Genomic DNA, 18,700 nt, shown 5'->3' with positions numbered 1-18,700 from the left:
GGCGTCATGGCTTGCTTTGGCGCTGGTGGGTGAGGGCTGGTGAGCGTGGACAATCGGGGCATGCAAACGCGATTCATCTTGATAGAAACCAGCCATGCCGGCAACGTGGGCGCTGCCGCCCGGGCCTTGAAAGTCATGGGTTTTGACGACCTGGTGCTGGTCAAGCCGCGCTGGCCCAATGTGCTGCGCAAGGAGGAAACCATCCAACGCGCGAGTGGGGCCAACGACGTGCTGGCCAAGGCCCGTGTGGTCGACACCCTTGAAGAAGCTTTGGAGGGTGTGACCCATTTGTGTGCCACGGCCATGACCCCGCGCGACTTTGGCCCGCCCACCCGTTCGCCCCGAGAGCATTTTGCCGAGCTGACCCGGCCCGGTGCGCCCGCGCAATGTGTGGCCTTCTTGTTTGGCTCCGAGCGCTTTGGCATGAAAAACGAGGACGTTTACCGCTGCCATGTGGCGCTGTCGATCCCGACGAATCCACAGTTCGGCTCGCTCAATCTGGGCTCGGCCATTCAGGTCATTGCTTACGACTGGCGGGTCGCTTTGGGTGGCTTTCCGGTGCAGGATGCGGTGCCGCCCGCTGACAAGGCCGACGCACAACAAGTGGCGGGCATGCTCATGCATTGGGAGCAGGCGTTGACCGACATTGGGTTTTTGGACCCTGCAGCGCCTAAAAAGCTGATGCCGCGTCTGAACCAGTTGTTCAACCGGGCCGACCTGAGCCCGGAAGAAATCCACATCCTGCGCGGGGTGGCCAAGGCCATGATCCAAAACGCCAGCGCCAAGCGATAGACTCGAGACATATGTTTTCTCGCCTTCGCTCCGACATCCAATGCATCCTTGACCGGGACCCCGCAGCACGCACCGCTTGGGAGGTGCTGACCTGTTACCCGGGCTTGCACGCTTTGGTGTTGCACCGCCGGGCGCACTGGTGCTGGAACCACGGGTTCAAGTGGCTGGGGCGTTTCATCTCGCACATTTCGCGTGGGCTCACGGGCATTGAGATCCACCCCGGCGCGAAGATTGGCGAGCGCGTGTTTTTTGACCATGCCATGGGTGTGGTGGTGGGTGAGACGGCCGAGATTGGCGACGGCTGCACGATTTACCAAGGAGTGACTTTGGGTGGAACCTCGCTGTACAAAGGTGCCAAACGCCACCCCACACTCGGCAAAGACGTGGTCGTGAGTGCCGGGGCCAAGGTGCTGGGCGGTTTTGAGGTGGGCGATGGCGCCAAGATCGGCAGCAATGCGGTGGTCATCAAACCGGTACCTGCGGGGGCTACGGCAGTGGGCATTCCGGCACGCATCATCCCGTCCAAGGCGGGTGAGAGTGCCGATGTGTCGGGCACCGAGCGCAAGTTCAACGCCTATGGCATCACCCAAGACGATGACCCGGTGAGTCAGGCTTTGCGTGGTTTGATTGACAACGCTGCGGGGCAGGAACACCAGATCGCCATGATCTGGAAAGCGCTGGAGCAGTTATGTGCCCAGCAGCAGCTGGCCATGCCCGGTGATGCGGCCACCCGCGAGTCCTTTGAGGCGGACAAGTTCAACCAGCTGCTGGACAAGTAAGCGCGAGCAAGGCGCTCAGCGAACGACCCGCGAGGCCGGGGTGTTCAGGATGACTCTTGCAGCAAGGCGGCCGCTGCCATCAGCGCTTTGCGGCGTTCGTGCAAGCTGCGCCAACGTTGCTGGGCTTCGGGGTCTTGCCCGGTGCTGGCCTGGGTCAGGGCTTCGGTCTCGAGTTGCTTGAGGCGGTCGACCATCAGCAGGGTGAGCAAGCGGCGCAGTTCCTGCCGGGCTTCTTGTGGGTCGGGCGGGGTGGCGTCTTCGCTCCCGGCCACGGCATTGAGTTTGTCTTGCGCCATCCAGCGGGTGGCGTCGTCGGCAAAAGGCTGGCCTTGCATGTGCTCGCGCAGGGTGGACCAACCCAAAGCCCCTTGTTCATGGAACTCCGATTCAAGCCACGCAAACAGCGGGCCGTGTGGTGCGGGCAGGGCGCACAGCATGGCGTGGTCTTCGCCTGCCAGCGTTTCCCACAGCGCCATATTGCCCAGCAGCAGACGGGCGGCGTGGTCGGCTCGGCTGGCCGGCACGGTGCGCGGGCCGGTGTAGACCGGGGGCTGCTCGCGTTTGTATTTGCCGTTGCCAAACTTGCTGCCCGGCATCCAGTTGGGGTTTTTGTTTTTCCAGTGGCTGTTGCCGTTGGGCTGCGCAAACGTGTTGGCACCCGACCAGGCCGGTGGTTCGCCATAGTTTGGCTCGAAGTTGGGGTATTCGTCATGCCCAGCGCTGGCCGCTTGGCTGAAGGCAGAGTTGGGCGACTGTGCTGCGGGTGCGGCCGCATTGCGTGCCGCGGGTGCAAAGCGCTGGTCGCTGGCCGCTTGCTGGCCCCACAGTTTTTCAAGACCCGCCGTTTCCAGCTGGATGAGTTGCGCCAACTCTGACAGCAGTTGCTGCTTGAGTGCACCGTCGGGCAGCAGCTGCCAAAGTGGACGAGCTTGGCTGGACAGGCGTGCCCGGCCTTCGGCGGTTTGCAGATCGCAGTCGGCGCTGGCCGCTTCGATCAAAAAGCGTGACAGGGGCATGGCCTGCTTGATCTGCTCGGCAAACGCCTCTTGGCCAAACTCGCGCACATAGCTGTCGGGGTCGTGCTCGGCGGGCAAGAACAAGAACTTGATGCTGCGCACATCGGTGGCGTAGGGCAGCGCGCCGTCGAGCGCCTTGCGGGCGGCGCGGCGGCCTGCGCCGTCGCCGTCAAAGCTGAAGACCACCGAGTCGGTGAAGCGGAACAGCTTTTGCACATGGTCGGGCGTGCAGGCCGTGCCCAGCGTGGCCACCGCGTTGGCAAAGCCGAGTTGCGCCAGTGCCACCACGTCCATATAACCTTCGGTCACCAGCACATAGCCCGCGCTGTGCAGGGCTTCGCGGGCTTCGTACAGGCCGTAGAGTTCGCGGCCTTTGTGAAAGACAGGCGTTTCGGGCGAATTCAAATACTTTGGGGTGCCCGAGCCGATCACCCGCCCGCCAAAGCCGATGCATTCGCCTTTGATGTTGCGGATCGGGAACATGATGCGGTCCCGAAAACGGTCGTAGCGTTTGTCGTCTTCTTCGTTGACGATCACCAAGCCCGATTCGGCCAAGAGCGGGTCGTCGTATTTGGGGAAGATGCTGGCCAGACTGCGCCAGCCTTCGGGCGCGTAGCCTAGGCCAAAGCGCTTGGCGATCTGGCCCGACAATCCCCGGCCTTTGAGGTAGTCGATGGCGTGCGGGGTGATCTTGAGCTGGTCGCGGTAAGCCTCGCCTGCTTTTTCGAGCACGTCGCTCAGGCTGTCTTGTTTGGCCTTGGCGGCGGCGGCGCGGGCGCGGTCTTCGGGTGACTGTTGCTCTTCGGGCACCTGCATGCCCGTTTGCTGTGCCAGGTCCTTCACCGCTTCGATGAAGGTCATGCCCGCGTGTTCCATCAAAAAGCCGATGGCGTTGCCGTTTTTTCCGCAGCCAAAGCAGTGGAAAAACTGCTTGGTGGGGCTGACGCTGAAGCTGGGGGATTTTTCGCCATGGAAGGGGCACAGGCCCATGAAGTTGGCACCGCCTTTTTTGAGCTGCACGTACTTGCCCACGATGTCGACCACGTCGACGCGGGACAGCAACTCCTGGATGAAAGACTGGGGGATGGCCATGGGGGTATTTTCGCCGATAAGAAAGGCCAGCTTGGGCTTGTTTCGGGGCAAACCAGCATGGATTTCAGCGCTGGCTCAGGCAAACTGTTCACCATTGGACATCCAGCCTTCACGGAACACTTATGACAGAAACCAAAGTCAGCATCTTTGACCAAGACTTGCCCCAGACCCCTGCCAACCATGCCCCGATCTCGCCCTTGAGCTTCATTGAGCGCACGGCCGAGGTGTACCCGACCCGCCTGGCCATCGTGCACGGCGATTTGCGCCAGGACTGGGCCACCACTTACCGCCGCACCCGTCAGCTGGCCAGTGCGCTGGCGCGGGCGGGCATTGGTAAAAACGACACGGTCGCCGTGATGCTGCCCAACACGCCGCCGATGGTGGAGGCACACTTTGGCATTCCCATTGTGGGGGCAGTACTCAATGCCCTGAACACCCGGCTGGACCCGGAAACCGTGGCTTTCATGCTGGACCACGGCGAGGCCAAGGCCGTGATCGTGGACCCGGAGTTTGCGGGCGTGATGAAAAAAGCGCTGGCACTGCGCCAGTCCACACGGCCCTTGCTGGTCATTGATGTGGAAGACGCGCTGTACACCGGCCCCACCGAGAAACTGGGCACGGTCACTTACGAGGCCTTTGTGGCCAGCGGTGCCGCCGACTTTGCCTGGAGCCTGCCTGCCAACGAGTGGGACGCGATTGCCCTGAACTACACCAGCGGCACCACCGGTAACCCCAAGGGTGTGGTCTACCACCACCGGGGCGCAGCGACCAATGCCATTTCGAACATTCTGGAATGGGACATGCCCAAGCACGCGGTCTACATGTGGACGTTGCCCATGTTCCATTGCAATGGCTGGTGTTTCCCGTGGACGGTGGCGGCGCGTGCGGGCGTGAACGTGTGCCTGCGCAAGGTGGACGCGCAGGCCATGTTCGATGCCATGCGCAGCCACGGCGTCACGCATTACTGCGGCGCACCCATCGTGCACGGCTTGCTGGTCAATGCCCCGGCGGCCATGAAGGCGGGCGTGCCCGCAGGCATCAAGGCCATGGTGGCGGGCGCTGCGCCCCCGGCGTCGATGATCGAGGGCATGGAGCAACTGGGCTTTGACTTGACCCATGTGTATGGTCTGACCGAGGTCTATGGCCCCGCCACCGTGTGCCCCAAACACTCAGAGTGGGACGCGCTCGACATTGGCGAGCGGGCCCGGCTGAATGCCCGCCAAGGCGTGCGTTACCACCTGCAGCGCGATGTGCGCGTGCTCAACCCCGAAACCATGCAGCCCGTGCCGCAAGATGGCGAAACCATGGGCGAGATCATGTTCAAGGGCAACATCACCATGAAGGGTTACCTCAAGAACCCCAAGGCCACACAAGAAGCTTTTGCCGGCGGCTGGTTCCACAGCGGGGACTTGGCGGTGCAGTACCCGGACGGCTATTTCAAGATCAAGGACCGCAGCAAAGACATCATCATCTCGGGCGGCGAGAACATTTCATCGATCGAGGTGGAAGACGTGCTCTACCGCCACCCCGCGGTGCTGGCCGCCGCCGTGGTGGCCAAGCCTGATGCGCGTTGGGGCGAGACGCCGTGCGCCTTTGTGGAGCTCAAAGTCGACGCCCAAGTCACGGTCGAGCAGATCGTGGCGCACTGCAAGCAGCATCTGGCGGGCTTCAAGGTGCCGCGCGCGGTGGTGTTTGGCGAGCTGCCCAAGACCAGCACGGGCAAGATTCAGAAGTTCGAGTTGCGCAAGCAGGCCGGGTCGGCGGCGGCGATTGACGTTTGATGGACCAGGCACCGCAGCGGCCTTGGGGAGTTCCGCGGCACCCATGACAAAGGCCACCGGGTGGTGGCCTTGGCTTGGGGTCTGACGGGGTCAAGACCCTCGGACGTATGGGCTTCGATGGCCTCAGGCCTTGGCCTTCTTTTTGGATTTCTTGCTTTTCTTGGCGGTCTTTTTGGCCGCTTTTTTCTTGGCAGACGCCTCGGCTTTGGGGGTGGCAGCGGGTGCGGGTGTAGGGGTTACAGCCGGATTGGCGGTCACGGCAGGGGCCGAAGTGGGGGCCGGTGCGGGGGCTGGCGCTGGGGCAGCCGTTTGGGCCATGGCGGTGGCAGCCAACAAGCTGGTCAGAACTGCGGAAATGGACTTGATCATGCAAAGCCTTTGAAGAAAACGAGGGGGGAAATACCCTCTCATTATCTAAGGCCTTTACCCCATTTGGGCAGGCGAATACAAATTTTTACGCAATGTCAAAAGCGTGGGTGCTGAAGCGCCCGGCCCGCCGATCGGCAAAGTAGTGTTCCAGCGTTTCCTTGACGGTGCGAAAGGCCAATTCGTCCCAAGGAATTTCGTCTTCTTTGAACAGCCGCGCTTCCATGGTTTCGTGCCCGGGGTCGAATACATCGCTGGTCAGCTTGGCGCGGTAGTACAGGTGCACCTGGCCCACACGCGGCACGCTCATCACCGTGAGCAGGTCTTCCATGATGAACTGTGCCCCGGCTTCTTCGGTCGTCTCGCGGGCCGCACCTTGTGATGTGGATTCACCCAGCTCCATGAAGCCAGCGGGCAAGGTCCATTTGCCCTTGCGCGGCTCGATGTTGCGTTTGCACAGCAGCACTTGCTCGCCCCAGTGGGGCACAGTGCCCACCACGTTCAGGGGGTTTTCGTAATGCACCGTGTGGCAAACGGTGCAAATGGCGCGTTCTTTGGTGTCGCCGTCATCGGGCAGGCGGCGCTCGACCAGAGCGCCGCATTGTCGGCAGTGTCGGATGGTCCGGTCAAACATCATGGCGGGGACTTTGAATGGGGGCAGTGGTGGAAATGTTTGGAGAGTCTAACCAGTCCAGCAAAAAAAAGCCCCCAAGGCGTTGTTCCGTGGGGGCTGTATGTCGGAGCGGGATCGTCAAGTGAGGTACTTGATCAGGAACAGTGAAATGCCCGGGAAAAAGAGCAACAGCAGAGTACGGATGGTGTCGCTGATCAGGAAGGGCATGATGCCTTTGTAGCTTTCGCTCAGCGGCACGTCCTTGGCCATGCCATTGACCACGTAGACGTTCAAGCCTACGGGCGGGGCCAACATGCCAAAACCCACGGTCATGAGCACCATGATGCCGAACCAAATGGCGGTGTACTCGGGCGTCATGCCGAAGTCGAGTTTCATGATGATGGGGAAGAAGATGGGGATGGTCAGCAGCAGCATCGACAACTCGTCCATCACCGCGCCCAGCACCACGTACAAAAGCAAGATGCCCGCCACCACCATCAAGGGGGCAAAGTTCATGGCCACCACCATTTCGGCCAATTGCGCGGGCACTTGGGTGCGGGCCAAGGCGGCGTTCATCACATCGGCACCCATGAAGATCAAAAAGATCATGCCGGAGCTGATGGCCGTGGAGTGGAAGCATTGGATGAATTTTTTCCAGGTCAGCTCTTGCTTGAGCAAGGCCGCCAAAAACGTGGAGGCTGCACCTACAGCAGCGCCCTCGGTGGGCGTGAAGAACCCTGCGTAGATGCCGCCAAAAACAATCACAAAAATGGTGGCAATCGGCAAAATGCCTTTGAGCGATTCAAAAGTCAGGCGCTCGCGCTCTTCTTGGTCAGGGGCTTGACCTGGCACCAAACGCACATAAATGGCAATCGCGATCATGTAACCGACCATGGCGATGATGCCGGGCATCATCGCGGCGGCAAACAGTTTGGCAATGTTTTGCTCGGTCAAGATGGCATAAATGACCAAGGGAACCGAGGGTGGGATCAAGATGCCCAAGGTGCCGCCCGCAGCCAAAGTCCCGGTGGCCAAGCGGCCAGAGTAGCCATGGCGCTTCATTTCGGGCAAAGCCACACCGGTGATGGTGGCTGCAGTGGCGACTGAGGAGCCGCAAATGGCGCCGAACGCACCACAGGCCAACACCGCGCCCATGGCCAGACCGCCTTTGAAACGGCCCATCACCGCTGCAGCAAACTGGAACAGCGCTTTGCTGATGCCACCTTGGGTGGCAAAGTGGCCCATCAAGATGAACAGGGGAATCACCGACAGGTCGTAGTTGGCCAATCGGGCGAAAGCCAAATTGTTCAGGAAGTTCAAAAACGGTGGCACACCCGCTTGAACAACAAAGCCGACAGAGCCGGCCATAAACATCGCGCCCGCGATGGGCACACGCACCACCATGAGCAGCAGCATCAGGCCAAAAATCATCAAGGCCAGTTGAATGGGGCTCATGCTGTGGCCTCCTCGTTGTGCACAATTTGGGAAAGCGCTTGCATCAAGGCGATCAGTGCAGTGATGCCAAATGGGATGCACATGCTGGTAAACACAATCCAGTCGGGAAAGCCCAGCAGCATCGAAGCGCCCATGGTCTCTTTGGCATTGATGGCGCCAAGAGCACAACGCCATGACAACAATCCAAAAATCACCGCCATGAAGACATCGCCCATGCGGTCAAGCCTGTGGTTGGTTGCTGCACTGCATTTGGCGGTGAAAAAATCCACAATGATGTTTTCACGTTTGAGTTGGCACAAGGGCATGAACTTCGCAATGGCCGCACCCGCGCCCACACCCGTGAGTTCGAAGTCACCAATCAGGGCAGAGTCAAAAAAGTTACGGCCAATGAGGCTGTAGCAGGTCATCAGCATCAAGCCGGTCATGACGATTCCGCCCAAGATGCTGCAGAGTCGGGCGGTCCGCTCTAGTAAATTTGAAAACATGGTGAACGCTCCGCGCTGCGCTGATGAGAGAGGTAACAACTGTCGCGGTGACGTCCGCGTGAATTTTTGAGTTAAAAGCAGCAATCAAAAGACAAGAGCAGGGATATCCCTGCTCTTATGGATGACCAAGTCGTTGATTACTTGGTGTACTGCTTGATCAAGTCCGTAGCCGTTTGCAGCATGCCTTTGCCGTCCATGCCTTTGCCGGTCATCTCGGCCACCCAAGCGTCGTCCAAAGCGTCTGTGGCTTTCTTCCACTTTTCCAGTTCAGCTTTGGGGATGATGGTAATTTTCTGATTGGCAGAAGCTTCGAAGACTTTCTTGCCTACAGCATCGTGACCTGCTTGGGTTTTGCCCAAGAAAGCAGAGAACTCGCGGCCAGAGTTTTTGTCGATCACGGCCTTCAGGTCTGCAGGCAGTGAGTCGTATTTGGCTTTGTTCATGGGCACCACAAACACCGTGGTGTACAGGGCGTTGTAGCTGCGATCGGTTTCAGCGGTGAAGTTGGTCAACTCGTTGACCTTCAGGCCTGGGGCCACTTCGTAAGGGATCACGGCACCGTCGATCACACCTTTGGACAATGCTTCTGGCACTTGCGGCACAGGCATGGCCACAGGCGTGGCGCCCATCACCGCGACCATCTTGTTGACTTGGCGAGTAGGTGCACGCACTTTCAGGCCCTTGAGGTCGGCCATGGTGGTGATGGCTTTGTTCTTGGTGTAGATGTTGCCAGGGCCGTGGACGTGGACAGCCAGCATCTTCACGTCTTTGAAGTCATCCTGAACATACTTTTGAGCATAGTCCCAAGCAGCGCGGCTGGTGGCCTCGGCATTGGTCATCATGAAAGGCAACTCGAACACTTCGAGTTTGGCCAATTTGGGTGTGAATGCTTGCAAAGTCCAAGCCACATCGACCACGCCATCGCGGGCTTGTTCATACAACTGCACAGGTGTGCCGCCCAGTTGCATGGCCGGGAAAATTTCGCACTTCAGGCGGTCTTTGGAGTCGCGAGCAATGTTCTTGCACCAGTCGCCCAGCATGGTGGTGTGCTGGATGGTTTGTGGTCCCAAAAAGTGGTGAACCTTCAGCGTGATGGTCTGGGCGTGGACGCCAAAACCAACGGCCATCAGGCCTGCGGCCAGGGCCGTTTGTTGCAGGAATTTCTTCATCGACTTGTCTCCAACTTGGGTTAAAAAATTGATAATAAACCAACCGTTTGGTCGGTTAATCGGAAAAACGCGACACAGGCGCTCTCTTGAAAGCCGCTGAGGCGCTTTCTTGGGGTAAAAAATGCATTATGTTGCAACTTATAGGAGTTAGATCGAGGGTTAACCCTAAATTTTTTGATGGGGGCGCACTTTTATTCATGGGGAAAACGCCGTTGGTGCGGACTTACAAACAGCGCGTTCCCATGCCTTATTTCAGGCGATTTTGATTTCCAGGCTGCCCAAGCCCGCCACCTGACCCACCAAGGTGTCACCCGCCACCACGGCGGCCACGCCTTCGGGGGTGCCGGTGTAAATCAGGTCACCGGGTTGCAGTTCCCAGGCGGCAGAGAGGTGTTCGATGGTTTCTGCCACGTTCCAGATGAGTTTGGCCACACTGCTGCGCTGGCGGTCTGCACCGTTGACCTGCAGGCTGATGTCGGCGTTGTTCACGTCACCGGCTTGGGCGATGGGCGTGATCGGGCCGATAGGCGCCGAATGGTCAAAGGCCTTGCCGATGCACCAGGGGCGGCCTTGTTTTTTCATCTCGTTTTGCAGGTCGCGGCGTGTCATGTCCAGGCCCACCGCATATCCATAGATGTGCTTGGCCGCATCGGCGGCTTTGATATTTCGCCCGCCCAGGCCGATGGCCACCACCAACTCGATCTCGTGGTGCAGGTTTTGGGTCAGGCTGGGGTAGGGCATGGCGCCGGTCTGGCCAGCATCGACCACCACCAGGCTGTCAGCAGGTTTGAGGAAGAAGAAAGGCGGCTCGCGCCCGGTGAAGCCCATCTCCTTGGCATGCTCTTCATAATTGCGGCCCACGCAGTAAATGCGGTGCACTGGAAAACGTTCGGGTTGGCCCAGCACAGGCACCGAGACCACAGGCATGGGTGAAAATACAAAACTCATGGGTCGCTTTCTTCAAGGTGAAAATAAGATGTTAATCGGAGTGCCTGATTTTTGGCATCTGAAATATCTGCGCGGCCCCCGCAACTGAACACGCTCATGATTCAAAGCATCGACCTGCAGACCACGCCGGGCCACCTGATTCGCCGGGCTCAGCAAATTGCGGTGGCCATTTTTGCCGAGCAATTGGCCAGTGCCGACATCACGCCCGTGCAATTTGCCATCTTGAATGCCTTGCTGGGCAGCCCCGGTATCGACCAGGTGAGCTTGGCCAAGCGGGTGGCCTTTGACCCGGCGACTTCGGGTTCGGTCATAGGGCGGCTGGAGGCCAAGGGCTGGGTGGTGCGCGAGGCCGATCCGAGCGACCGCAGGCGCAAGCTGCTGGTGGTCACCCCCCAAGGTGTGCAAGCCTTGGCCAACATCCAGTCCGATGTGGCCCGGGTGCAAGAAAAAATCCTGAGCCCGCTGTCGCAGCAAGAGCAAAGCCAGTTTGTGCATTTGCTCTCACTGCTGGTCAAAGGCCATCAAAGCAGCTGATGCAGGCCTTCAGCGGGGCCCTGGCTTGGCTCAGGCCGAGGTGTAGGTCAGCTCAAAGTGCTCAACATGCGGGGGCGCGGCAAAGAAGGGGCCCACAATGGCACGCCATTCGGTGAACAGCGGTGACTGACGAAAGCCCACTGTGTGGTCTTCCAGGGTGTCCCAGAAAATCTGCAGCACAAAGCGCTCTGGGGTCTCGATGCAGCGGTTGACCTTGGCCCCCCGAAAACCCTTGGCCCTGGAGGCCACCGTGTTCAGGCCCAGCTCAATGGCTTGTTCAAAAGCGGCCTGCTGGCCAGGCTGGATGCGGATGTCGGCGAGTTCGAGGATCATGATCTTGTCCGTGGTTGGGGTTCAAAAGATCAACCTTAACCGAAACCTTGGCCCCAAGGCGTCACTTCCTTGCCAGCCATATTCCGCAAGTCAAGGCGCTGCTGGACCAGGTCTGTCCGGGCTTGAGCAGGTCATGAGTCGGTCATTTGTCGGTCATGAGCCAAGCCATACTTTGGGCCAAAGAGGCGCAGGCATCCACTGTGAATTGCCCCGATTGCATGCGCGAGACCACTTCACCCGGGCTCAGGCACAGAAATTCCTGCACCTCACCATCGGCATTGACGGGCGTCTCCTGCTCAGTCATGGGCAAGGTGTAAACCAGCAGTTGTTCGTCATGCCAGCCCTGAGGCTCAAGCCTTTGGGTGCGGATCACCCCGGCCCCTCGCAGGCGGTTTGGATCGCTTAAGTGCAAGCTGGCCTCTTCGGCCAATTCACGCACAGCCGTTGTCAAGGGGGCTTCTCCGGCCGTCAAGCCCCCGGCGGCCAGGTTGTCCAGCAGGCCGGGGTCGGTGGCTTTGTGGTCTGAGCGGCGGCCGCACCACAGCTCCCCTTGCGGCAAAAAGCCGTGGATGTGCACCGCATGGCTCATCAGGCCCAGGTGCCTGAAACCGGCCCGCTCCACACACAAAAATGGGGGCACGTCCAAAGCCGGTGGCCAGGCGGGTGTGTCAGGCCACCACGCAAAAAACTCACCACGCCAACCGGTGAGTCGCCCTTGGGCCGCTTGTTGCTCCAAAAAAGCCTGTAAAGCCTGGCTGCGCTGCATGGGCTGGACCGCGCTCGTCTGCCAGTGCAAACGACCCTGCCTGATGGTGCAGCCGGGCAGCAAAGCCACCATGTCTTGGGCGCGGTCGGCCGACACCCAGCCCATCTCAACGCCGTCGCACAACCAGACGCTGCCGCCGCTGGGCAAGGCTTGCTGGGCCTTCAGCTCGCCTGTCAGCCAAGCTTGTTGAGGCCCGCTCAGGCGTGACCAAAACGCTTGTTCAGGACTCAGGCTTTGGGGCATGTCAACTCAAGGGGTTTCGCCCTGGGCGATGCGTTGCTCAATGCGGGCGATGGCATCGGGCAAATCGGCCACACTGTCGATCACCTCGTGGGCCCCAGCCGAGAGCAGCAGGGCGCCAGCGCTGGTGCGGGCGTGGGCCTGGTCTTGTGGGCTGGCCTGCAGCCAAGCTTCGTGCGTCCAGCCCAGGGCGTTGCCACTGATGGCCACACCCACGGTCCATGCGCCTGCGGCAAGACCTTCGGCCAGGCCCGGCGCGGTGTCGTCGACTTTGATGACCTGCGCGGCCTGACCCTGCAAACCCATGGCCTCTAGACAAGCCCACATGCCCATGGGGTCGGGTCGGCTGCGGGCCACGTCGTCGCAGCAAACCACCAGGGCGGGTGTGAACCCTTGGGCGTGGGCGATCTCGATCAAGGGCGTCATGATGGTGCGGGTGTAACCGGTGGTGGTGGCAAAGGCCAGGCCTTGGGCTTTGAGCGCATGGTACGCCGCCATGAAACCGGGGATGAACGTGCAGCGGTCCAGTGCCGCCTGGGCGCTCATGGGTTCAAACTCGGTCAGCAGTTCCTCCGCATCGGTGTGGCTGAAGGGTCTGCCCTTCAAGTTTTGCCATTGCTCAGCGATGGCGGGCATCTGGGCCAAGGCTGCAATGTGGTCAATTTTGGGCAAACCCATGGGCACGCGGGCCTCGGCGATGGAGATGGTCAGTTGGTGGCGGGCAAACAGCTCAACAAATGCGCCCATGGGGGCCAAGCTGCCAAAGTCCACGATGGTGCCCGCCCAATCGAGCACGATGCCTTGGATGTTTTTTGTGTGGTCTTGCTTCATGCGGCGCTCCAGCTGCCAACGACGTCTTCGGCCAAGCCAAAGGAGGTGCTCATGCCGGTGCCACTGGTCACGCTGACCAGTTGCACACCCGGCATCACTTCGCGCACCATGCTGTCTTGCTGGGCGCTCGGGTAAATGCCCGTCCAGCGCTCGGTCACCTGGTAATGGCCCAGGCACAGCAGCCGCTGCATCTCGTAAAGAATCAGGTCTTCCACTTCGCGAGAAGCAAATGGTCGCATGGCCTGGCCGTAGTGGTGCGAGTCACCCACCACCAAAGAGCCATCTTGGCTTTGCACCACGATCAGGTGAATGCCGTGGGCCAATTCCTGTGGTGCTTCCACGCGCAGTTGATCGAGCAGCAATTGAGATCCGGGCAACTCGCTGTAACCCCGGTAGCGCACCAAACTCAAATCGCTCATGACGCCAGCACCGAGCTTGTAGCCGTCTGGTGGTCGTACCCGCAGCATTTGCAGCTGGCACAGCTGGGTGTTGTTTTGGCTGAAGGCTTCTGGAAACAGGCTGCGCATGTCAGGGCCGGGGCAGACCAAGATGCGATCGGCTTGCAGCCACTGCCCGCCCGTGAAGACGGCCCCCGAGATGACTTCTTGGACGTGTTGACCCATCTTAAACACCACGCCCTGTGTGGCCAGCCAAAGACGGAGTTTTTCGATGGCGCTGCGGGCTTCGATGCGCAGCTCGTAAGGGCTGTACAAGGCACCCTGTAAATGTTTCATCACAAATTGTGGGGCCCGGTCTTGCAGTGCTTGGCCTTCGAGCCATTGCAGATCTTGCCCCTCGGCTTGTTTGCACAATTCTTGCAAAACCACTTTGGCTTGTGGCCTTTGGGCCAGCACATACAAGCCCTCGTGCTCAATCGCGATGCCCGCTTGGGGTGCGAGGCTCGCCCACACATCCCGAGAGCGCCGGGCGCGACGCCAAGTGTCACCCCGGCCTTGGCCGGTGACGGTGACAAAGCCAAAGTTGCGGATCGAAGCCCCCACACAAAATGGATCGCGGTCGATCACGCGCACGTTCTTGCCTTGTTGCAACGCGGCCCAGGCACAAGCCAGGCCCACGATGCCACTGCCCACAATGATCACATCGTTGCTCATGCTGTGCTTCCTACAAAGTTGCGGCCTCGGGGTGAGGCGAGTGCCTGCTGTAATTGATAAAGACCGACTGGGTTCTGGCGCAGCTCGCGTGGCGCGATGCCCAGGCTCTGCAGCCAGTTCGTCAGGTGTTCTCGAGCTTGTTGCCAGCGGCAGTCAAAAACATGTGCCAGGTCGTCCTGAACCTGCGGGCTGATGGCCGCTGCAATGTCCAGCACCATGGGCAACCACACCGAACAGGCGTGGCCATGGGGCAGGTTTTCATGCAGGGTCAGGTCATACGACAAGGCGTGGGCCAAGGCCGTCTGGGTTTGCGACATCGCCAAACCAGCCAGCACAGACGCCTGGCTCATTTGTTCTCGCAAACCCGTGTCTTGGGGGCTCTTGAGCAGGGCGGGCAGGGTCTGCAAAACCATTCGCGCAGAGCGCACCGCTAAAGGGCGTGTGATCTCATTGGCGTGGTGGTTCCAGATGGATTCGAGCGCGTGCGCCAAGGTGTCCAAAGCGGTGTCTCGCGTCAAGCCTTCGGGGCAAGACAAGGTCAAGTACGGGTCAACCCAGGCTTGGTCGGCAAAGCCCTTGGGGCTGGACCACGAGCGCTTGAGGGCAGGCTGGGTGTCGAGGTCCCAGAGCGTGGCCCATGGCGTGACTTCACTGCCTGTACCTGAGGTGGTGGGTGCACACCACAGGGTATGCCGCTTGTGTGGGTACGGCAGCTTGTTGGCACGCCAAACCGAGGTCGCCTGGCTCAGGTCAGGCAACTCAAAGCGGGCCAATTTGGCCAAGTCCAGCGTGGTGCCGCCACCGATGGCCAGCAAAGCCACGTCCGGTTGCGTGGCCCACATGGGCCAAAGCTGCTGGCACAGTTCCAGTGCTGCCGACATGCTGCTTTGGGCAGAACGCTGCCAAATCCAGCCTTGGCACAGATCGCCCCAATGCCTTCTCAAATCGACCTCCATGGCCAAAGAGATGGCGTGGGGATCTGCCAGTACAAAAAACGCTTTGTCTGGTGTGTGGGTGTGCAACAGGTTCGGTCCCCAGGTGAGCTGCACCGGGTTGAACCATGTCAGATGAATCGCTGTCGCAGCCATGAAGACACCATGTCAATGAGGGAGACGGTGACGATCAACATCAGCAAGACAGCGCAGGTCTGGGCGTACTCAAAGCTGCGGATCACCTCAAACAAAATCACACCGATGCCGCCTGCACCCACCATGCCCACCACCGAAGCGGATCGCACATTCGACTCAAAGCGGTACAGCGAATACGACAGCCAAAGCGGCATCACCTGCGGAATCACGCCGTAAGCAATTTCAGCGAGTTTGTGCGCCCCTGTGGCACGAATGCCTTCCACTGGGCGCGGGTCGATGGCTTCGACCGCTTCGGAAAACAGTTTGGACAAAGTGCCCGTGGTGTGCACAAACAGCGCCAGCACACCGGCAAAAGGGCCCAAGCCCACGGCCACAATGAACAGCATGGCAAACACCATTTCATTGGTGGCCCGGCACGCATCCATCAAGCGGCGAACCGGCTGGTAAACCCAGGCCGGGGCCACATTGGCGGCCGACAACAAGCCCATGGGCACGGCGGCCACAATGGCCAGCACCGTGCCCCACAAGGCGATGTGCAGCGTGATCACCATTTCGCGCAAATACATCCGCCAGTCTTTGAAATCGGGCGGAAAGAAATCGGCGGCAAAGGTGCGCATGTTCGCCGAATCTCGGATCAAGTCCAGGGGGCGTATTTCAGCCCCCTGCCAAGCCCAGGCCAGAACGCCCGCTGCCACCAGCCAAACCAAGTAGCTCAGGCCCTGGCTCTTTTTTTGCGAGGCCAGTTGTTGTAGTTTTTCCAGATCTGGGCTGGCGATGGCGGTGGACATGGTGGACATGCTTACTTCTTCAAAGCGGCCAGTTGCTTGTCAATCTCGGCCAATTGTTTGGCTTTGTCGGCAGCGGCCAATTTGTCATCGCCCTCGACCTTGCGGCGGTCTTTGAACAACTCGAGTTGACGGATCGGGATCAGTTGGTCGTTGTTCGATTCGCGGAAACCACCGTAGTTGTAGATGTTCTTGAGAACAGCTTTTTCAGCCGGGTCGTTTTTGGCGTAATTCAGAACAAAATCCTTGATCTTGGTTTTGACGGCAGGGTCCATGTCCTTGCGCCACACAAACGGGTCGCTCGGGATCAATGGACTTTTCCAGATCACGCGTAACTGGCTGAACAAATCTGGCTTGGCACTTTCGAGCTTGCCCATGTCTTCGGTGTTGTTGGTGGCCACATCCACTTGTTTGGCCAATGTGGCCTGGATGTTGGCGCCGTGGCTGGCGTTGCGCACGGTTTTGAAGGTGTTGCGTGCTTCGATGTTGCGCTGGGCAAAGATGTAATAAGAGGGCACCAAGAAGCCCGATGTGGAATTGGGGTCGCCAATGCCGAAGTTGATGTTCTTGCCATTAGCGATCACATCGTCCAGCGTTTTGTAGGGGCTGTCCTTGTGCGTGATGAGCAAGGCGTGGTAACCGAAGGTGCCGTCGGCATACATGAGCTGCGCAAAGACTTCGCCGTTGGCGCGGTCAACCGCTTCCATCGCGGCTTTGTTGCCGTACCAGGCCACTTGGATCTTGTTGAAGCGCATGGCTTCGATCACGCCAGCGTAGTCAGGCGCGTAAAAGGACTGGATTTTCAAGCCAGTCTTTTTCTCCATGTCGCGGAAGAAGGGCTCCCAGCGCTCACGTTGGGCCGAAGCCGAGTCGGTGGCAATGATGCCGAAGCTGATGTTTTGGGCGAAGGCGCCAATGGCACTCAGAGAAATCAGGCCAGTGGCCAGTAAGCGGGCAATTTTCATGGTGTGGTCCTCAGGTTGAAAAAGTCAATGCGCCAGAAGTTGGAGCGTTGGGTTGAAAAGCGGTTCTGGTGTTTCGGGCGGGTGGTCCATGAACAACTCGTCTGAATGCGTTCCGTACAGCTCGCGCAAGCGTTGGTTGTCCAGGCCCATGGGCGGACCGTCGTAGACCAGGCGGCCTTCGCGCAAGGCGATGATGCGGTCGCAGTATTGCCGCGCCAGGTTCACGTTGTGCAGGCTGATGACCAAGGTCATGCCTTGCTCTCTTTGCAATTGGCGCAGCAAGTCCATGACCCTGCGTGTGGACTCGGGGTCGAGCGAGGCCACGGGTTCGTCGGCCAACAAAATGCGTGCGCCTTGCACCAGCGCACGGGCAATGGCGGCGCGTTGCTGTTGGCCACCGGACAGGGTCGAAGCCCGTTGCATGGCCTGCTCTGACAGGCCCACCGAATGCAAGGCTTTGAGCGCTTTGAATTTTTCTTCGGGTGTGAACCAGCCCAACAAACTTCTGTGCAGCGGGATGTGGGGCAGCAGTCCGGTCATCACATTGGTCAGCACGTCCATGCGGCCCACCAAATTGAACTGCTGGAAGATGATGCCGATGTGGGTGCGCAACTGGCGCACATCTTTACTCAGCTTGCCCGACTTCTGCAGGCTCTGGCCCCACAGCTGGATTTCACTGTCTGCACCATCGAGGCGCTCGAGCCCGCACAGGCTCCGCAGCAAGGTGGATTTGCCCGAACCCGAGGCGCCGAGCAAGCCCACACATTCGCCCTTGTTGATTCGCAGATCAATGGCTTGCAGTGCCGGCCGGTCCTTGCGAAAGGATTTGCAGGCGTTGATGACACGGATGGCGGCTTGTTCATTTGACATGTGACGCATCTTGCAAAGCGTCTATGACTGAGTGATGAAGAAAATATGTCAATTTCATGGCGCATCTGTTTTGTCATGCGTTTGACATGCAGCGGGTTCACAGTGTCGCCATGCAAAAAATGATGAACACCCTTTTGGCGCTCTATGAGCAAGGTGGTGACCTGGTCTACTCAGGCGAGTCGGTCACACAGTTGATGCACGCGTGGCAATGCGGGCGATTGGCTGAAAAGTCAGGTGCCCCTGCGGCTTTGCAGTTGGCCAGTTGGTTGCACGATGTGGGCCATTTGTGGGTGAATCTGGAAGGCACACCCACATTGCGAGGCCAAGACGATGTGCATGAACGCATCGGATCAGAGGTCCTGTTGCCTGTGTTTGGACCTGCCGTATCAGAGCCTGTACGCCTGCATGTGCAGGCCAAACGCTATTTGGTCAGCACGCGCGAGACCTATGCTCGCAAGCTCTCCCCCGATTCGGTCCGAAGCCTGCAATTGCAGGGTGGCTTGATGACCGCCGATGAATGCGCAGCATTTGAAGCGGAGCCTTTTTTTTCCGATGCCGTGAAGCTGCGCGTTTGGGATGACTTGGGCAAAAAGTCGGGTTGGTTTGAGGAAACGCGCCATGAAGCGCTTGACCATTTGATGCAGTTGATGCGTCGCGTCGCGCAGGATCACGTCACCTAA

Annotated in this window: 20 protein-coding genes; 5 read left to right on the top strand and 15 right to left on the bottom strand. The window is 59.5% G+C overall.

The window, feature by feature from the left end; all coding sequences use genetic code 11:
- The first annotated feature begins 60 nt into the window (after positions 1-60).
- Entirely contained in the window at positions 61-792 is a 732-nt protein-coding gene (locus L63ED372_RS10640; RefSeq protein WP_062407952.1) for an RNA methyltransferase, read from the top strand.
- An 11-nt stretch (positions 793-803) separates the two neighbouring features.
- Positions 804-1,571 carry a serine O-acetyltransferase gene (gene cysE / locus L63ED372_RS10635; protein ID WP_062405936.1) on the top strand — a complete coding sequence of 256 codons (768 nt, stop codon included), beginning with the start codon at positions 804-806 and terminating at the stop codon, positions 1,569-1,571.
- Positions 1,572-1,615: 44 nt separating this feature from the next.
- Here the strand turns inward: cysE and dnaG are convergent, their stop codons facing one another.
- Entirely contained in the window at positions 1,616-3,679 is a 2,064-nt protein-coding gene (gene dnaG / locus L63ED372_RS10630; RefSeq protein WP_062407950.1) for a DNA primase, read from the bottom strand.
- A 122-nt stretch (positions 3,680-3,801) separates the two neighbouring features.
- On the opposite strand from dnaG, the gene L63ED372_RS10625 reads away from it, so the two are divergent.
- Positions 3,802-5,460, top strand: coding sequence for an acyl-CoA synthetase (locus L63ED372_RS10625; RefSeq protein WP_062405935.1), 1,659 nt, complete (start codon positions 3,802-3,804; stop codon positions 5,458-5,460).
- Positions 5,461-5,583: 123 nt separating this feature from the next.
- On the opposite strand, the gene L63ED372_RS10620 is transcribed toward L63ED372_RS10625, so the two are convergent.
- The 6 genes from L63ED372_RS10620 to L63ED372_RS10595 form a co-directional block, all read right to left on the bottom strand.
- Complete coding sequence (locus tag L63ED372_RS10620; RefSeq protein WP_062405934.1) at positions 5,584-5,829, bottom strand: hypothetical protein; 246 nt, start codon at positions 5,827-5,829, stop codon at positions 5,584-5,586.
- A gap of 85 nt (positions 5,830-5,914) precedes the next feature.
- Positions 5,915-6,463: an NUDIX hydrolase gene (locus L63ED372_RS10615; protein WP_062405933.1), complete on the bottom strand. Its 549-nt coding sequence runs from the start codon at positions 6,461-6,463 to the stop codon at positions 5,915-5,917.
- A gap of 114 nt (positions 6,464-6,577) precedes the next feature.
- Positions 6,578-7,894: a TRAP transporter large permease gene (locus L63ED372_RS10610; RefSeq protein ID WP_062405932.1), complete on the bottom strand. Its 1,317-nt coding sequence runs from the start codon at positions 7,892-7,894 to the stop codon at positions 6,578-6,580.
- Complete coding sequence (locus L63ED372_RS10605) at positions 7,891-8,379, bottom strand: TRAP transporter small permease (protein ID WP_062405931.1); 489 nt, start codon at positions 8,377-8,379, stop codon at positions 7,891-7,893. Before L63ED372_RS10605 ends, L63ED372_RS10610 begins: the two co-directional genes overlap by 4 nt.
- A 137-nt stretch (positions 8,380-8,516) precedes the next feature.
- Positions 8,517-9,548, bottom strand: a complete 1,032-nt coding sequence (locus tag L63ED372_RS10600; RefSeq protein WP_062405930.1) for a TRAP transporter substrate-binding protein — start codon at positions 9,546-9,548, stop codon at positions 8,517-8,519.
- Between the two features lie 252 nt (positions 9,549-9,800).
- On the bottom strand, positions 9,801-10,496 hold the full coding sequence (locus tag L63ED372_RS10595; protein ID WP_062405929.1) for a fumarylacetoacetate hydrolase family protein: 696 nt from the start codon (positions 10,494-10,496) through the stop codon (positions 9,801-9,803).
- A gap of 96 nt (positions 10,497-10,592) precedes the next feature.
- Here L63ED372_RS10595 and L63ED372_RS10590 point away from each other — a divergent pair, with 96 nt between their 5' ends.
- Positions 10,593-11,030 (top strand): MarR family winged helix-turn-helix transcriptional regulator, encoded by a 438-nt coding sequence (locus L63ED372_RS10590; RefSeq protein ID WP_062405928.1) that lies wholly within the window; start codon positions 10,593-10,595, stop codon positions 11,028-11,030.
- Positions 11,031-11,060: 30 nt separating this feature from the next.
- Here L63ED372_RS10590 and L63ED372_RS10585 read toward each other — a convergent pair whose 3' ends face one another.
- The 8 genes from L63ED372_RS10585 to phnC all read right to left on the bottom strand — a co-directional run bounded on the left by L63ED372_RS10585 (position 11,061) and on the right by phnC (position 18,020).
- Positions 11,061-11,363, bottom strand: coding sequence for an antibiotic biosynthesis monooxygenase family protein (locus L63ED372_RS10585; RefSeq protein WP_062405927.1), 303 nt, complete (start codon positions 11,361-11,363; stop codon positions 11,061-11,063).
- A 142-nt stretch (positions 11,364-11,505) separates the two neighbouring features.
- Positions 11,506-12,372 (bottom strand): NUDIX hydrolase, encoded by an 867-nt coding sequence (locus L63ED372_RS10580; RefSeq protein ID WP_062405926.1) that lies wholly within the window; start codon positions 12,370-12,372, stop codon positions 11,506-11,508.
- A 6-nt stretch (positions 12,373-12,378) separates the two neighbouring features.
- Positions 12,379-13,200 carry a phosphonoacetaldehyde hydrolase gene (gene phnX / locus L63ED372_RS10575; RefSeq protein ID WP_062405925.1) on the bottom strand — a complete coding sequence of 274 codons (822 nt, stop codon included), beginning with the start codon at positions 13,198-13,200 and terminating at the stop codon, positions 12,379-12,381.
- On the bottom strand, positions 13,197-14,312 hold the full coding sequence (locus L63ED372_RS10570; RefSeq protein WP_062405924.1) for a TIGR03364 family FAD-dependent oxidoreductase: 1,116 nt from the start codon (positions 14,310-14,312) through the stop codon (positions 13,197-13,199). The genes phnX and L63ED372_RS10570 overlap by 4 nt, the downstream gene beginning before the upstream one ends.
- Positions 14,309-15,400, bottom strand: a complete 1,092-nt coding sequence (locus L63ED372_RS10565) for an iron-containing alcohol dehydrogenase (RefSeq protein WP_062405923.1) — start codon at positions 15,398-15,400, stop codon at positions 14,309-14,311. The genes L63ED372_RS10570 and L63ED372_RS10565 overlap by 4 nt, the downstream gene beginning before the upstream one ends.
- Positions 15,376-16,188: a phosphonate ABC transporter, permease protein PhnE gene (gene phnE / locus L63ED372_RS10560; RefSeq protein WP_062407948.1), complete on the bottom strand. Its 813-nt coding sequence runs from the start codon at positions 16,186-16,188 to the stop codon at positions 15,376-15,378. The genes L63ED372_RS10565 and phnE overlap by 25 nt, the downstream gene beginning before the upstream one ends.
- Before the next feature lie 11 nt (positions 16,189-16,199).
- On the bottom strand, positions 16,200-17,150 hold the full coding sequence (phnD, locus tag L63ED372_RS10555; protein ID WP_062405922.1) for a phosphonate ABC transporter substrate-binding protein: 951 nt from the start codon (positions 17,148-17,150) through the stop codon (positions 16,200-16,202).
- 24 nt (positions 17,151-17,174) lie between these two features.
- Positions 17,175-18,020 carry a phosphonate ABC transporter ATP-binding protein gene (gene phnC, locus L63ED372_RS10550; RefSeq protein WP_062407946.1) on the bottom strand — a complete coding sequence of 282 codons (846 nt, stop codon included), beginning with the start codon at positions 18,018-18,020 and terminating at the stop codon, positions 17,175-17,177.
- 122 nt (positions 18,021-18,142) lie between these two features.
- Here phnC and L63ED372_RS10545 point away from each other — a divergent pair, with 122 nt between their 5' ends.
- Positions 18,143-18,700, top strand: a complete 558-nt coding sequence (locus L63ED372_RS10545; RefSeq protein WP_062407944.1) for an HD domain-containing protein — start codon at positions 18,143-18,145, stop codon at positions 18,698-18,700.

It is taken from the genome of Limnohabitans sp. 63ED37-2 (assembly GCF_001412535.1).
GTDB lineage: Bacteria > Pseudomonadota > Gammaproteobacteria > Burkholderiales > Burkholderiaceae_C > Limnohabitans_A.
This window is presented reverse-complemented; position numbering and strand designations above follow the sequence as displayed.

Coding starts and splice junctions, on each gene's coding strand:
- L63ED372_RS10640 (WP_062407952.1), top strand. CDS start 61: ATGCAAACGCGATTCATCTTGATAGAAACCAGCCATGCCGGCAACGTG.
- cysE (WP_062405936.1), top strand. CDS start 804: ATGTTTTCTCGCCTTCGCTCCGACATCCAATGCATCCTTGACCGGGAC.
- dnaG (WP_062407950.1), bottom strand. CDS start 3,679: ATGGCCATCCCCCAGTCTTTCATCCAGGAGTTGCTGTCCCGCGTCGAC.
- L63ED372_RS10625 (WP_062405935.1), top strand. CDS start 3,802: ATGACAGAAACCAAAGTCAGCATCTTTGACCAAGACTTGCCCCAGACC.
- L63ED372_RS10620 (WP_062405934.1), bottom strand. CDS start 5,829: ATGATCAAGTCCATTTCCGCAGTTCTGACCAGCTTGTTGGCTGCCACC.
- L63ED372_RS10615 (WP_062405933.1), bottom strand. CDS start 6,463: ATGATGTTTGACCGGACCATCCGACACTGCCGACAATGCGGCGCTCTG.
- L63ED372_RS10610 (WP_062405932.1), bottom strand. CDS start 7,894: ATGAGCCCCATTCAACTGGCCTTGATGATTTTTGGCCTGATGCTGCTG.
- L63ED372_RS10605 (WP_062405931.1), bottom strand. CDS start 8,379: ATGTTTTCAAATTTACTAGAGCGGACCGCCCGACTCTGCAGCATCTTG.
- L63ED372_RS10600 (WP_062405930.1), bottom strand. CDS start 9,548: ATGAAGAAATTCCTGCAACAAACGGCCCTGGCCGCAGGCCTGATGGCC.
- L63ED372_RS10595 (WP_062405929.1), bottom strand. CDS start 10,496: ATGAGTTTTGTATTTTCACCCATGCCTGTGGTCTCGGTGCCTGTGCTG.
- L63ED372_RS10590 (WP_062405928.1), top strand. CDS start 10,593: ATGATTCAAAGCATCGACCTGCAGACCACGCCGGGCCACCTGATTCGC.
- L63ED372_RS10585 (WP_062405927.1), bottom strand. CDS start 11,363: ATGATCCTCGAACTCGCCGACATCCGCATCCAGCCTGGCCAGCAGGCC.
- L63ED372_RS10580 (WP_062405926.1), bottom strand. CDS start 12,372: ATGCCCCAAAGCCTGAGTCCTGAACAAGCGTTTTGGTCACGCCTGAGC.
- phnX (WP_062405925.1), bottom strand. CDS start 13,200: ATGAAGCAAGACCACACAAAAAACATCCAAGGCATCGTGCTCGATTGG.
- L63ED372_RS10570 (WP_062405924.1), bottom strand. CDS start 14,312: ATGAGCAACGATGTGATCATTGTGGGCAGTGGCATCGTGGGCCTGGCT.
- L63ED372_RS10565 (WP_062405923.1), bottom strand. CDS start 15,400: ATGGCTGCGACAGCGATTCATCTGACATGGTTCAACCCGGTGCAGCTC.
- phnE (WP_062407948.1), bottom strand. CDS start 16,188: ATGTCCACCGCCATCGCCAGCCCAGATCTGGAAAAACTACAACAACTG.
- phnD (WP_062405922.1), bottom strand. CDS start 17,150: ATGAAAATTGCCCGCTTACTGGCCACTGGCCTGATTTCTCTGAGTGCC.
- phnC (WP_062407946.1), bottom strand. CDS start 18,020: ATGTCAAATGAACAAGCCGCCATCCGTGTCATCAACGCCTGCAAATCC.
- L63ED372_RS10545 (WP_062407944.1), top strand. CDS start 18,143: ATGAACACCCTTTTGGCGCTCTATGAGCAAGGTGGTGACCTGGTCTAC.